Annotated in this window: 12 protein-coding genes; 8 read left to right on the top strand and 4 right to left on the bottom strand. The window is 50.7% G+C overall.

Annotation, left to right across the window (positions count from 1 at the left end; translation table 11 throughout):
- Positions 1-45 precede the first annotated feature (45 nt).
- Positions 46-834, bottom strand: coding sequence for a molybdenum-dependent transcriptional regulator (gene modE, locus OGY83_RS09145; protein WP_286635738.1), 789 nt, complete (start codon positions 832-834; stop codon positions 46-48).
- A 130-nt stretch (positions 835-964) separates the two neighbouring features.
- On the opposite strand from modE, the gene OGY83_RS09140 reads away from it, so the two are divergent.
- From OGY83_RS09140 to modC, 4 genes are all read left to right on the top strand, one after another.
- Positions 965-1,114 (top strand): AcrZ family multidrug efflux pump-associated protein, encoded by a 150-nt coding sequence (locus tag OGY83_RS09140; RefSeq protein WP_003023026.1) that lies wholly within the window; start codon positions 965-967, stop codon positions 1,112-1,114.
- A 199-nt stretch (positions 1,115-1,313) separates the two neighbouring features.
- Positions 1,314-2,087: a molybdate ABC transporter substrate-binding protein gene (gene modA, locus OGY83_RS09135; protein WP_003023029.1), complete on the top strand. Its 774-nt coding sequence runs from the start codon at positions 1,314-1,316 to the stop codon at positions 2,085-2,087.
- Positions 2,087-2,776: a molybdate ABC transporter permease subunit gene (modB, locus tag OGY83_RS09130; RefSeq protein ID WP_016152327.1), complete on the top strand. Its 690-nt coding sequence runs from the start codon at positions 2,087-2,089 to the stop codon at positions 2,774-2,776. The genes modA and modB overlap by 1 nt, the downstream gene beginning before the upstream one ends.
- Before the next feature lie 2 nt (positions 2,777-2,778).
- Entirely contained in the window at positions 2,779-3,837 is a 1,059-nt protein-coding gene (gene modC, locus OGY83_RS09125) for a molybdenum ABC transporter ATP-binding protein ModC (protein ID WP_286635737.1), read from the top strand.
- Here modC and OGY83_RS09120 read toward each other — a convergent pair whose 3' ends face one another.
- Positions 3,838-4,656 carry a pyridoxal phosphatase gene (locus tag OGY83_RS09120; RefSeq protein ID WP_079936878.1) on the bottom strand — a complete coding sequence of 273 codons (819 nt, stop codon included), beginning with the start codon at positions 4,654-4,656 and terminating at the stop codon, positions 3,838-3,840. It lies immediately after the preceding gene.
- 165 nt (positions 4,657-4,821) lie between these two features.
- Here OGY83_RS09120 and pgl point away from each other — a divergent pair, with 165 nt between their 5' ends.
- On the top strand, positions 4,822-5,817 hold the full coding sequence (gene pgl, locus OGY83_RS09115) for a 6-phosphogluconolactonase (protein ID WP_286635736.1): 996 nt from the start codon (positions 4,822-4,824) through the stop codon (positions 5,815-5,817).
- A gap of 56 nt (positions 5,818-5,873) precedes the next feature.
- On the opposite strand, the gene OGY83_RS09110 is transcribed toward pgl, so the two are convergent.
- Positions 5,874-6,824, bottom strand: a complete 951-nt coding sequence (locus OGY83_RS09110) for a LysR family transcriptional regulator (protein WP_079936876.1) — start codon at positions 6,822-6,824, stop codon at positions 5,874-5,876.
- A 178-nt stretch (positions 6,825-7,002) separates the two neighbouring features.
- Here OGY83_RS09110 and OGY83_RS09105 point away from each other — a divergent pair, with 178 nt between their 5' ends.
- The 3 genes from OGY83_RS09105 to OGY83_RS09095 all read left to right on the top strand — a co-directional run bounded on the left by OGY83_RS09105 (position 7,003) and on the right by OGY83_RS09095 (position 11,903).
- Complete coding sequence (locus tag OGY83_RS09105; RefSeq protein ID WP_194211033.1) at positions 7,003-8,055, top strand: 4-oxalomesaconate tautomerase; 1,053 nt, start codon at positions 7,003-7,005, stop codon at positions 8,053-8,055.
- An 81-nt stretch (positions 8,056-8,136) separates the two neighbouring features.
- Positions 8,137-9,570: an anion permease gene (locus tag OGY83_RS09100; RefSeq protein ID WP_079936874.1), complete on the top strand. Its 1,434-nt coding sequence runs from the start codon at positions 8,137-8,139 to the stop codon at positions 9,568-9,570.
- Positions 9,571-9,638: 68 nt separating this feature from the next.
- Entirely contained in the window at positions 9,639-11,903 is a 2,265-nt protein-coding gene (locus tag OGY83_RS09095) for a hydratase (RefSeq protein WP_286635735.1), read from the top strand.
- Positions 11,904-11,996: 93 nt separating this feature from the next.
- Here OGY83_RS09095 and OGY83_RS09090 read toward each other — a convergent pair whose 3' ends face one another.
- Positions 11,997-13,280, bottom strand: coding sequence for a putative acyl-CoA thioester hydrolase (locus tag OGY83_RS09090; protein ID WP_191213089.1), 1,284 nt, complete (start codon positions 13,278-13,280; stop codon positions 11,997-11,999).
- Between the last annotated feature and the right edge of the window lie 46 nt (positions 13,281-13,326).

The following is a 13,326-nucleotide window of genomic DNA, read 5'->3' as shown; positions in this document are numbered from 1 at the left end:
GATGAATAACAGGGATACGTGTTCTTCAGGCCGATGTCAATTAACTCAGCACAGTGTGGCGATAATCACTCTGTCCGCATTAAAATATGCTGTGACGTTAGCGCCTTCCGTTAATGTGTGGGTCTGCTCTATCGGCAACGTCGCGCACAGCGTCTGACCGTCTGGCAACGTCATCAACACTTCACACTGCTCTGCGCCGCGTTCAATATGGCTAATCGTGCCCTGCAGCTGGTTATCAGCAGCCTGAGCGATGGCGTCGTCCTGAGTGATTCCCACCCACGGCGCTTTTAACAGAATCAGGACTTCTTTGCCTTCCTCAAGCCCGAGACGCTCGCCGCTTTGCGCAGTGATTGCCACTTTCAGGCGCATTTCGCCATCCGCCAGCAGCACGTCGACATGCTGTTGAACCTGATCGTGGTCGCGGGCGGTAATGGTGCCAAACCACTGATTACGGGCGCTGGTTTGCAGCGAAAAGCGAGAGATAGCTGCCAGCAGGCTGTTGAGCGGTAGCGCATCGTCATCGCTCAAAACATCAAAGGCTTTTTGTTGGATTTGCGCCAGTAAATCGTACAGCTGGATTAAGCGTTGGCCGTAGCGTGTTAACACCGCGCCGCCGCCGCCTTTGCCGCCTGTGGCGCGCTCAACCAGCGTCTGCTCGCTGAGCTGGTTCATTTCGTTAATCGCATCCCAGGCGCTTTTATAACTGATACCTGCATCCTTCGCGCCCTGACTGATGGAGCCGGAAAGCGCAATGTGTTTAAGCAGAGAAATGCGACGGGGATCGGCAAACAGTTTTTGCTGAAGTTTCAGCGTAAGAAGGATTTCGGCCTGCATCACAAGCTCCTGGCAAAAAAGGGTATTGTGACGGAAAACCGCGCGCGCGCAAAGCCAACCGCACAAAAGGGGAGTGCTTTTCTGCGTTATGTGGTTAGAATACAACTAAGGACTATATCTGGAGTTGACCATGTTAGAGTTATTGAAAAGTCTGGTATTCGCCGTAATCATGGTACCTGTGGTAATGGCCATCATTCTGGGTCTGATTTACGGACTGGGTGAAGTGTTCAACATTTTCTCCGGTATCGGTCAGAAAGACCAGTCCAGACAGAATCATTGATTCCCCAAACGCCCGCTCAGTCGGGCGTTTATATTTTTTGCCTTCCTACTCGTTTTCTCTGTCTACAGTTTCTCAAGATCCTGCTTTCCCTGCCGATATTTTCTTTGTGTAACCTCTAATTGGTATCAATAACCACTGGGAAAATCCTGGTTTAATCGTTATATTTGCGCCTACATAACGAAACGCAAAGGAGTTACAGATGGCACGTACATGGTTACGCTTGTTTGCAGGGGCAACACTTTCTCTTACTGTTGCCGGGCATGCGCTGGCGGATGAAGGAAAGATTACTGTTTTCGCAGCGGCTTCGCTGACCAACGCGATGCAGGACATTGCAACGCAATATAAAAAAGAGAAGAACGTTGATGTTGTCTCCTCTTTTGCTTCTTCTTCCACACTGGCGCGTCAGATTGAAGCAGGCGCACCGGCCGATCTGTTTATTTCTGCCGATCAGAAATGGATGGACTACGCGGTAGACAAGAAATCTATTGATACCGCAACGCGTGAAACGCTGTTGGGTAACAGCCTGGTGGTGGTGGCGCCGAAAGCCAGCGCGCAGAAAGACTTCACTATCGACAGTAAAACCAACTGGACCAGTCTGTTGAACGGTGGACGCCTGGCTGTTGGCGATCCGGAACATGTTCCGGCAGGCATTTATGCCAAAGAAGCGCTGCAAAAACTGGGTGCATGGGATACCCTGGCCCCGAAACTGGCTCCTGCTGAAGACGTGCGCGGTGCGCTGGCGTTGGTAGAGCGTAACGAAGCGCCGCTGGGGATCGTCTATGGTTCCGATGCTGTCGCCAGCAAAGGCGTAAAAGTTGTTGCGACTTTCCCGGAAGATTCGCACAAAAAAGTGGAATACCCTATCGCGATTGTTGATGGGCACAAAAACGCAACGGTTAGCGCGTTCTATGATTACCTGAAAGGACCGCAGGCTGCTGAAATCTTTAAACGTTATGGATTTACGACCAAGTAATGATACTGACCGATCCTGAATGGCAGGCCGTCATACTGAGCCTGAAAGTTTCTTCCCTGGCCGTCTTGTTTAGCCTGCCGTTTGGGATCTTCTTTGCCTGGCTGCTTGTGCGATGCAAGTTCCCGGGCAAAGCGCTGCTCGACAGTGTTCTGCATTTGCCGCTGGTTCTGCCGCCGGTCGTGGTGGGCTATCTGCTGTTGGTCGCCATGGGGCGGCGCGGGTTCATCGGCGAATGGCTGTACGACTGGTTTGGCATTACCTTTGCTTTTAGCTGGCGCGGTGCGGTACTGGCTGCGGCGGTGATGTCCTTTCCTCTGATGGTAAGGGCAATTCGTCTGGCGCTGGAAGGTGTTGACGTCAAGCTGGAGCAGGCGGCCCGCACGCTGGGAGCCGGACGCTGGCGCGTATTCGTGACCATTACGCTGCCGTTGATGCTGCCCGGCATTATTGTCGGTACCGTGCTGGCGTTCGCGCGTTCCCTCGGGGAATTCGGCGCAACCATTACTTTTGTTTCCAACATTCCAGGCGAGACCCGCACCATTCCTTCGGCGATGTATACCCTGATCCAGACTCCCGGCGGCGAAAGCGCGGCGGCAAGGTTGTGTATCATTTCTATTGTGTTGGCGCTGATTTCGCTGCTGATTTCTGAATGGCTGGCGCGTATTAGCCGTGAGCGGACGGGGCGATAATTATGCTGGAACTCAATTTCTCCCAGACGCTGGGGACGCATTGTCTGACGCTCAACGAAACGCTGCCAGCCAGCGGCATCACCGCTATTTTTGGCGTTTCCGGTGCGGGCAAAACCTCACTGATTAACGCCATCAGCGGCCTGACGCAGCCGCAGTCCGGACGCATCGTGCTCAACGGTCGGGTCTTAAACGACGCCGAGAACGGTATCTGTTTAACACCGGAAAAACGCCGGGTGGGCTATGTTTTTCAGGATGCGCGCCTGTTCCCGCACTATAAAGTGCGCGGTAATCTGCGTTACGGAATGGCGAAAAGCATGGCCGGACAGTTTGATAAGCTGGTGGCGCTGTTGGGCATTGAGCCGCTGCTTGACCGTTTACCTGGCGGGCTTTCTGGTGGTGAAAAGCAGCGTGTCGCCATCGGTCGGGCGTTACTGACCGCACCTGAACTGTTACTGCTTGATGAGCCGTTAGCCTCGCTGGATATACCGCGTAAGCGCGAACTGCTGCCTTACCTGCAACGCCTGGCGCGAGAAATTAATATTCCGATGCTGTACGTCAGCCACTCGCTTGATGAGATTTTGCACCTGGCGGATAAAGTGATGGTGCTGGAGAACGGGCAGGTCAAAGCGTTTGGTTCGCTGGAAGATGTCTGGGGCAGCAGCGTGATGCACCCCTGGCTGCCTAAGGAACAGCAAAGCAGTATTCTGAAAGTCAGCGTGCTGGAACATCATCCACACTATGCGATGACCGCGCTGGCGCTTGGCGATCAGCATCTGTGGGTCAATAAGCTGGAGCAACCGCTGCAAACCGCGCTGCGTATTCGTATTCAGGCCTCTGATGTTTCACTGGTGCTCCAACCCCCCCAGCAGACCAGTATTCGTAACGTGCTGCGGGCAAAAGTCGCGCAGTGTTATGACGATAACGGTCAGGTGGAAGTTCAGCTTGAGGTGGGCGGTAAGACGCTGTGGGCAAGGGTTAGCCCGTGGGCCAGGGATGAACTGGGTATCAAACCTGGCCTGTGGCTGTACGCGCAAATTAAGAGCGTGTCGATAACAGCCTGATTACAGCAGGTGTGAGTAAATAAATTTCGCGATGCTGTCGGTGGTGTTGTCACCAATCACGATGTTGGCGCGGGCTTTGACCGCGTCATCCGCGTTGCCCATCGCCACGCCGGTACCTGCGGCTTCCAGCATACTGATATCGTTAAAGTTATCACCAAAGGCAATCACGTTTTCCATTGATCCACCCTGCGCTTCAATCCACTGGGTCAGGCGTCGTCCTTTGCTGTTACCTTTACGGGCAATGTCGACCTGATCGTGCCAGGACCATTCACACTCCAGCCCCAGCTGTTGCTCGACGTACTGACCAAACTGCTGCAGTTTCGGAATATCTTCGTCGGTCAGAGCAAATTTCCAGACGGCGTTGACGTCATGTGCGGCCTGTGCCAGCGAAGGAACCTGGGTGAAGGTCGGGCGCTGTTCCGGCGGCAGAGTTTGTGCCCAGTTAGCGGTACGCACCACATGCCCGGTCGGGCGCTCATACAGCATGGCCTCATCCACATACATCAGCCCGTGGATCTGATGTCTATCCAGCATTTCGATCAGCTGTAATGCCTGGTCTACCGGAAGGGGATCGGATTCCAGTACCTTTTTTGCTTGATAATCATACAAGTAGGTACCGTTACAGCAAATTGCAGGTGTATCCAGCGCCAGTGCCTGATAAAAAGGATGAATAGCAACGTGATGGCGACCTGTGACAATGATAAGTTGGTAGCCTGCTTCTCTGGCGCGCGAGAGCGCTTCGAGAGAGGATGGCAGCAAGGTTTTTTTCGGGGTCAGCAGGGTACCGTCTAAATCCAGGGCAATCACGCGTGCGGTCATAGGTTTTTCCAGATTAAGGTTGAGAGTTTTGTCTGCTGGAATGGTACACCGAGACGGGAGCCGGACAAAATTCTGAGCCTTAATTAAGCATTCACCGTTAAAAGCGTCTACCTTAGGCGTGTGTCAGGCAATTGCAGCCACCTGCCAAAAAGCAAAGGAGTATTCATGAAGCAAACCGTTTATACCGCCAGCCCTGAAAGTCAGCAAATCCACGTCTGGAGCCTGAATCATGATGGTTCTCTGACGCTGACGCAGGTGGTTGATGTACCGGGTCAGGTACAACCGATGGTCGTCAGCCCGGATAAGCGTTACCTCTATGTTGGCGTGCGCCCGGAGTTTCGCGTGTTGGCTTACCGTATTGCACCTGATGACGGTGCGCTGACCTTCGCGGCAGAGTCTGCGCTGCCGGGTAGCCCGACGCATATTTCTACCGATCATCAGGGACGTTTCGTGTTTGTCGGCTCTTATAACGCGGGCAGCGTGAGCGTCACACGTCTGGAAGATGGCCTGCCGGTGGAACTGGTTGACGTGGTTGAAGGTCTGGATGGTTGCCACTCAGCCAACATCTCTCCGGATAACCGGACCCTGTGGGTTCCAGCGTTGAAGCAGGATCGTATCTGCCTGTTTGACATTAGTGATGATGGTCATCTGGTTGCGCAGGAACCGGCTGATGTGACTACCGTTGAAGGCGCGGGCCCGCGTCATATGGCGTTCCATCCGAATAAGCAATATGCCTACTGCGTGAATGAGCTGAACAGCTCTGTTGATGTCTGGGAGCTGAAAGATCCGTACGGCAAGATTGAGTGCGTGCAGACGCTGGATATGATGCCTGCTGATTTCGCTGATACCCGTTGGGCAGCAGATATTCACATCACACCGGATGGGCGTCATCTATATGCCTGTGATCGCACCGCCAGCCTGATTACGGTCTTTAGCGTATCTGAAGATGGCAGCGTGCTGACCAAAGAGGGTTTCCAGCCTACCGAAACTCAGCCGCGCGGCTTTAATATCGACAACAGAGGTCAATACCTGATTGCTGCCGGGCAAAAATCACACCATATCGCGGTGTACGAGATTGCTGGCGAACAAGGGCTGTTGACGGAGAAAGGTCGCTACGCAGTAGGACAAGGCCCGATGTGGGTGGTGGTTAACGCGTACTAAAACGGCAGGCGTTACAAAAAATCCGCAATCTTGTGAAGATTGCGGATTTTTTTTGTTCATTTAACGAGCGGTGGATTTTCATGACAATCAGCAACGGATGTCCAAAGACTGTCTTTATCATCTGCCCATAAATTAAGCAGAAGAGAGAAAAAGCGTTCAGCGGGAGGTGAGAGTATAGCGTCCTTACGCCGAATAACCCCCAGCGTGCGTCGAATGACGGGTTCAATCAGTGGGATACCTATCAGAGTGGGATGCGGTGTTTGCGGCATTGCCAGCCCAGGTAACGCGGAGACGCCCAGTCCAGCTTCAACCAGACCCAGCGAAGTAGACAGATGACGGACCTCGTAAAACCAGTTCAACTTCCACGGTTTATCGGCCAAATGTTGTTCAATCAACAATCGGTTACCGCTTGAGGAACGAACGCCTATCAGTTTGTAATTCAGCAATTCCTGCCACTCCACCAACTGTTTATTGGCGAGAGGATGATCGCGCCGACAGGCCAGAACAAACGGTTCATTAACCAGTGGAGTGAACTCGATAGAGGAATTTGTGATGTTGTTCATGTTTATTCCAAAATCAGCCTCATTGCAAAGTACGGATTCCATACAATTATTCGTACCTTGTTCAATAATTCGCACTTTGATATTGGGATACCGCTCATTAAATTTTCCTATTGCCAACGGCAAGAAATAGAAAACCGCGGTAGGAATACAAGACAATGTCACTATACCATGATGATGAACATTCATTTCGCTGATGTTAAAAATGGTCTCATCTAATGCCCTGATTAATTCTCTGGCTTCAGGTAAAAGCATTTTTCCCGCTTTTGTTAATGTCACTTTGCGAGTTGTTCTTTCAAAGAGTTGAGTGTGTAAATACTCTTCCATCTTTTTAATTCTGCGCGTTAATGCAGGTTGCGTAATATTAAGTAACTTGGCGGCATTGTTAAAAGAATCGGACTCTGCCAACGTAACAAATGCCTTCATGCTCGATAACTCGTGTTTCATTTTGACTCCGGACTCAATCAGGGAAGCCCCTGTCTCAGATGAAAGTGTTCAGTGTATCCGCAATTCATAAATTTTAATTAATAAAAATAAATCACTAATCACGAAAATGAAGTCATTAGTCACCCTAATCATGACATGCAACCATGTATATAGTGGAAATAATATTGAGAACATTGTTATGAAAAAAATAGCTTGCGTTATGATGCGTGGAGGAACCTCCAGGGGTGCATTTTTATTAGCACAAGATTTACCAGAAGAAGAAAAACAGCGGGATGAAATATTGATTGGGATTATGGGTTCTGGCAATGCGTTGGAAATAGACGGCATTGGCGGTGGTAATCCGTTAACCAGTAAAGTCGCGATTATTAGTCTTTCAAACGATCCCAACGCTGATATCGATTATTTATTTGCTCAGGTACTGGTACATGAGCAACGGGTCGATACCACACCCAACTGTGGCAATATGCTTTCCGCCGTTGGCGCGTTTGCTATTGAAAAGGGGTTGATTGCAGCTTCTACGCCGACCACCCGCGTACGCATTCGCAATGTGAATACCAACACGTTTATCGAAGCTGATATACAGACACCGCATGGTGTTGTTGAGTATGAAGGAACGGCAAGAATTGACGGCGTCCCGGGAACATCGGCCCCTATTGCGTTGACGTTTCTTAATGCCGCAGGTTCTAAAACCGGGCATATTTTTCCGACGGGCCAACACATCGATTATATCAACTCAGTTCCGGTGACCTGTATGGATATGGCGACACCTGTCGTAATTATTCCTGCCGAATACCTGGGGAAAACGGGGTATGAATCAGCGGAAGATCTGGATGCAGACAACGAATTATTGTCGCGCATTGAGTCTATTCGTTTACAGGCCGGTGAAGCCATGGGGCTGGGTGATGTCAGCAATAAGGTTATCCCAAAACCGATTCTCATCTCCGCACCTCAATACGATGGCGAAATTAATGTTCGTTATTTTATGCCGCACTCTTGCCATAAAGCGCTGGCGATTACCGGGGCGATAGCTATCGCCAGTAGCTGTGTCATTAACGGTACTGTTTCGCGTCAGGTAACGGCAGGCGCGCATTATGGGAATATCACTATCGAACATCCTGGCGGCACTCTTGATATTCATTTAACCAATGAAGGGGATGAGCCTGAAACTATCAGAGCTTCGGTTATTCGTACCGCCAGAAAAATATTCGCTGGTGACGTTTACCTTCCCTGACAGCATTGGCCTCATTTCTCTGCGAACGCAGAAAAACGGAAAAATACTGTATTGCCTGTACAGATTATTCAGGATTAATAAATGAACGTTAAATCATTATGGAAGCTAATTTTAATATTAGCGATCCCCTGTATTATCGGTTTGATTCCCGCCCCGGCGGGATTAAGTGAACTAGCGTGGGTGCTATTTGGTATTTATCTTGCGGCCATTGTCGGCCTGGTGATCAAACCATTTCCTGAACCGGTGGTGTTATTGATTGCCGTTGCCGCCTCTATGGTAGTTGTCGGAAATTTAGGCCATGGTGTATTGAAGACCAGCAGCGTGCTGAGCGGTTATGCTTCCGGTACGACATGGCTGGTTTTCTCCGCGTTTACGTTAAGTGCTGCTTTTGTGACGACGGGGCTGGGTAAGCGCATTGCTTATATTCTGATCGGTAAAATTGGTAACACCACGCTTGGCCTTGGCTACGTGACCGTATTCCTTGATCTGGTATTAGCTCCGGCAACACCGTCAAATACCGCGCGAGCGGGAGGAATCGTATTACCCATCATCAATAGTGTGGCGGTGGCGCTGGGTTCTGAACCGGATAAGAGCCCGCGCCGTGTCGGTCACTACCTGATGATGTCGGTCTATATGGTCACTAAAACAACCAGCTATATGTTTTTTACCGCGATGGCAGGAAACATTCTGGCGTTGAAGATGATCAACGATATCTGTCACTTGCAGTTGAGTTGGGGCGGATGGGCGCTTGCTGCAGGTCTGCCAGGACTGGTCATGCTGTTGGCGACGCCGCTCGTTATCTATTTTATGTATCCACCTGAAATTAAAAAGGTTGATAACAAAACCATCGCTAAAGCTGGCCTTCAGGATTTAGGACCAATGAAAGGGCGCGAAAAAATGCTGCTGGGCATTTTCGTTCTCGCGTTATTGGGATGGATCTTCAGTAAAAGCCTCGGCGTTGATGAATCAACGGTGGCGATTGTCGTCATGGGTACGATGCTTTTATTTGGTGTAGTCACCTGGGATGATGTGGTTAAAAATAAGGGGGGCTGGAATACATTAATCTGGTACGGCGGTATTATCGGGTTAAGTTCGCTATTGTCGAAAGTGAAATTCTTTGACTGGTTAGCAGAACTGTTCAAAAACAATCTCGACTTTGGTAATCATGGCAATGTGGCGTTCTTCGTTATTTTGTTCCTGAGCATTATCGTTCGATATTTCTTTGCCTCAGGCAGTGCATATATTGTGGCAATGATGCCGGTATTTGCCATGCTGGCGAATGTCTCCGGCGCACCACTGATGTTAACCGCGCTGGCATTACTCTTCTCTAACTCCTATGGCGGAATGGTCACCCATTATGGCGGTGCCGCGGGTCCGGTTATTTTTGGCGTTGGCTATAACGATATTAAATCGTGGTGGCTGGTGGGGGGCATGCTGACCTTACTGACCTTTATTGTCCATATCACCCTGGGCGTGTGGTGGTGGAGCATGTTGATTAACTGGAACATGCTGTAAACCATAAGACAGATTCAAATTATTAATTGACCGCGCACAAATATAAGTACAGGACTAGGGAGTATCAAATGATTACGTTGTATGAAAAAGGAGTTTATCTCTCCGATAATAATGAAATTGTCGCTGAGGAGTCTTTTCCTGGGCATATCTGCAAAGAGGACGCGAAAAAAGGAACCATCGCGTGGTCGATTCTCGCCGCGCATAATACGTCCGGTGATATGGATAAGCTTAAAATTAAGTTTGATTCATTAGCTTCACACGATATTACCTTTGTCGGTATTATTCAGACCGCAAAAGCCTCTGGCATGGAGCGGTTTCCGCTGCCGTATGTTCTGACTAACTGCCATAACTCATTATGTGCAGTAGGGGGAACTATTAACGGTGACGATCATATGTTTGGTCTGTCTGCGGCACAGCGTTACGGCGGAATCTTTGTGCCGCCACATATTGCTGTTATCCATCAATACATGCGTGAAATGATGGCAGGCGGCGGCAAAATGATCCTTGGCTCAGACAGTCATACTCGTTACGGCGCATTAGGCACGATGGCGGTAGGAGAAGGGGGCGGTGAGTTGGTCAAGCAGCTGTTAAACGACACCTGGGACATTGATTATCCAGGCGTTGTTGCCGTTTATCTGACCGGCAAGCCTGTTGCGGGCGTTGGTCCACAGGATGTGGCGTTAGCGATCATTGGCGCAGTTTTTAAAAATGGTTACGTCAAAAACAAGGTCATGGAGTTTGTTGGCCCTGGCATTCGCCATCTCTCAACGGATTTTCGCAACAGCGTTGATGTGATGACCACCGAAACCACCTGTCTGAGCTCCGTCTGGCAAACAGATGATGAAACTCGCAGTTGGCTGGCATTACATGGGCGCGAACAAGACTATCGCCAGCTCAGTCCGCAGCCGATGGCCTGGTACGACGGTTGTATTTATGTCGATTTGAGTGCGATTAAACCGATGATTGCGCTGCCATTCCATCCAAGTAATGTCTATGAGATTGATACACTCAATGAGAATCTCACTGATATTCTCCGGGAGATTGAAGTTGAGTCTGCACGTATCGCGCAGGGTAAAGCCAGCCTCTCGTTGTTGGACAAAGTAGAAAATGGCCGCTTAAAAGTACAGCAGGGGATCATTGCCGGATGCTCGGGCGGCAACTATGAAAACGTGATTGCTGCGGCGCAGGCATTGCGCGGCCAATCCTGTGGTAATGATGCTTTCTCGCTGGCTGTCTACCCTTCTTCACAACCGGTGTTTATGGATTTAGCGCAGAAAGGTGTCGTTACAGATTTACTGGGTGCGGGGGCCGTCATCAGAACCGCATTCTGCGGTCCATGCTTTGGCGCGGGCGATACGCCTATCAACAATGGTCTTAGCATCCGCCATACCACGCGCAACTTCCCTAACCGTGAAGGCTCGAAGCCGGGCAATGGTCAAATGTCAGCCGTTGCGCTGATGGATGCGCGATCAATTGCGGCTACGGCAGCCAACGGAGGATTCCTCACTGCTGCGACGGATCTGGACTGTTGGGATACGGTGCCAGACTATGCGTTTAATCCTGCGCCTTATAAGAGTCGCGTATACCAGGGATTCGTGAAAGGGGCCACGCAGCAGCCGCTTATATACGGCCCGAACATTAAAGACTGGCCGGAACTGGGCGCATTAACGGAAAATATTCTGCTGAAAGTGGCCTCGAAGATCCTTGATGACGTGACAACAACGGATGAGCTTATTCCGTCCGGTGAAACCTCGTCGTATCGCTCTAATCCACTAGGACTGGCGGAATTTACGCTCTCACGACGAGATCCTGGGTATGTGGGAAGAAGTAAAGCGACGTCGGAGCTGGAAAAACGGCGCGTGGAGAGGGGCGATGTCAGCGAACTGGTGTCAGTTTTCGAACGCATCCAACAGATTGTCGGTCAGGAAAATGTGCAACCGTTGGATACTGAGATTGGCAGCATGATTTACGCCGTCAAACCTGGCGACGGCTCGGCGCGCGAGCAGGCGGCGAGCTGTCAGCGAGTGATTGGTGGACTGGCAAATATTGCCCAGGAATATGCCACCAAGCGTTACCGTTCCAACGTTATCAACTGGGGTATGCTACCGCTCCAGATGGCAGAGCAACCCTCTTTTGAAGTGGGTGACTATATCTATATTCCCGGTATTCGCCGCGCGTTAGATGAGTGCAGTAAAGAAATCAAAGCGTATGTGCTTCACGATGATGGTGCGGTGAGTGAAATCAGTGTGTATATGGAAAACCTGACCGCAGAAGAGCGTGAAATTATTAAGGCCGGGAGTTTGATTAACTTTAATAAGTCACGTTTGGTGTAAGTCTACTTGTTGGCCGAATGGCGGTTTTCGCCGCCATCCGGCACATTGCCCGGTGGAGCATGCGCTTACCGGGCTTATATCAGAGAATGGCTTTTACTTCTTAGGTTCAGCAACCACTTTGCTACCGATACCGCGGTTGTTGTATTCCCACATACGGTTGAAGTTGGTGTCGTTCAGGTTACGCTGGATTTCACCTTTGTCATCTTCCGCACCGGTATTACCGGCAAACGGGCGTTTTGCGATAACGCTGTCAGCCCATGGTTTTGCCATGTTAAAGCCTTCGTTAATCACGCTGTCACGAATCACGACCTGACCGTTAGTGTTGGAATCGACATCCAGCGAACGGCCTAATTGCGCCACGCCATCGCCACTTGCCGTGAAGCGGCTATTAATCGCCAGGAAACCGTAGTAGATGTTTGACAGGGTAGCTGGTGCGAACACGTAACCTTCCTGCTGGGTACGGGAATTCACTACGCGGAAATCGGTGTTCTCGAACACCACAGCACCGCGACCAGAAACGATATCCACATCGCCTTCAATGTAGCTGTTGGTAACCAGTGTGCGCGGTTGACGATCGTTTTCCAGACGGTTTTGTACGCCGCTGTTGGTTACAAAGAACGTATTCTGACGGCCCAGAATATTGACCTTGTTGATCTGCACTTTATCGCCATCGGTACGCAGTGCAACGGCCGGGTGGTTGCCTGCATCAACGCTGTCACCGAGGTTGTTTTCGATGGTCAGGTTCTGCAATTGCAGACCGTTGTTTTGCGACCAGACGACGGCAGAACACATCACACCAATATTTGCGCCACGTTTGTTCTGGCAATTATCAAACATATACCACGCAGGTTTACCCGGCATATATTTACCGCCTGGGTTCACCGTACGACGCCAGTCTGCGGTGCTCATGTCACCGTCAATGGCCTGGCCAATTTTCACATCCAGCGGTTTTTCACCCATACCGTACAACGTCAGGCTACCCGTTGCTGCCGGGATATATACCGTGCCCTGATACTCGCCCGGCATAATCGCGATGTACTGACGTTTGTTAGTACGTTTGATGATTGCCGCATCAACCGCAGCCTGAATGCTGGTATGGGTTACGCCCTGAGTCCCTGCCGGGCCAACGACGAAGTCAGGTTGCGCAGGCAGAGAAATAGAAGAAGGGCTCCATGGCGCCGTGTTTGGCGTCAGCGCGGAAAAATAGTGCGCAGCAACGAAATTTTTCGCTTCATTGGCCGACAAGATCGGGCGCGAAGAGGTTCCTGGCGCGGTTTGATCGGAAGGAATTTGATCGGGCGGCGTAGAGCTACAGGCGGTCAGCGTCACGCCAAAAGCCATTGCCAGCGCCAGACGGGAAACTGATGATATGTTCACAGGTTGCTCCGGGCTTTGAAAGTTATCCATTAAAGCCTGCTTTTTT

Source organism: Citrobacter sp. Cpo090 (assembly GCF_030332665.1).
GTDB lineage: Bacteria > Pseudomonadota > Gammaproteobacteria > Enterobacterales > Enterobacteriaceae > Citrobacter > Citrobacter portucalensis.
The sequence above is the reverse complement of the archived record's forward strand: the minus strand, read 5'-3'. Positions and strand labels throughout refer to the sequence as shown.

Coding starts and splice junctions, on each gene's coding strand:
- OGY83_RS09100 (WP_079936874.1), top strand. CDS start 8,137: ATGAACGTTAAATCATTATGGAAGCTAATTTTAATATTAGCGATCCCC.
- OGY83_RS09110 (WP_079936876.1), bottom strand. CDS start 6,824: ATGAAACACGAGTTATCGAGCATGAAGGCATTTGTTACGTTGGCAGAG.
- modC (WP_286635737.1), top strand. CDS start 2,779: ATGCTGGAACTCAATTTCTCCCAGACGCTGGGGACGCATTGTCTGACG.
- modA (WP_003023029.1), top strand. CDS start 1,314: ATGGCACGTACATGGTTACGCTTGTTTGCAGGGGCAACACTTTCTCTT.
- modE (WP_286635738.1), bottom strand. CDS start 834: ATGCAGGCCGAAATCCTTCTTACGCTGAAACTTCAGCAAAAACTGTTT.
- modB (WP_016152327.1), top strand. CDS start 2,087: ATGATACTGACCGATCCTGAATGGCAGGCCGTCATACTGAGCCTGAAA.
- OGY83_RS09095 (WP_286635735.1), top strand. CDS start 9,639: ATGATTACGTTGTATGAAAAAGGAGTTTATCTCTCCGATAATAATGAA.
- pgl (WP_286635736.1), top strand. CDS start 4,822: ATGAAGCAAACCGTTTATACCGCCAGCCCTGAAAGTCAGCAAATCCAC.
- OGY83_RS09105 (WP_194211033.1), top strand. CDS start 7,003: ATGAAAAAAATAGCTTGCGTTATGATGCGTGGAGGAACCTCCAGGGGT.
- OGY83_RS09140 (WP_003023026.1), top strand. CDS start 965: ATGTTAGAGTTATTGAAAAGTCTGGTATTCGCCGTAATCATGGTACCT.
- OGY83_RS09120 (WP_079936878.1), bottom strand. CDS start 4,656: ATGACCGCACGCGTGATTGCCCTGGATTTAGACGGTACCCTGCTGACC.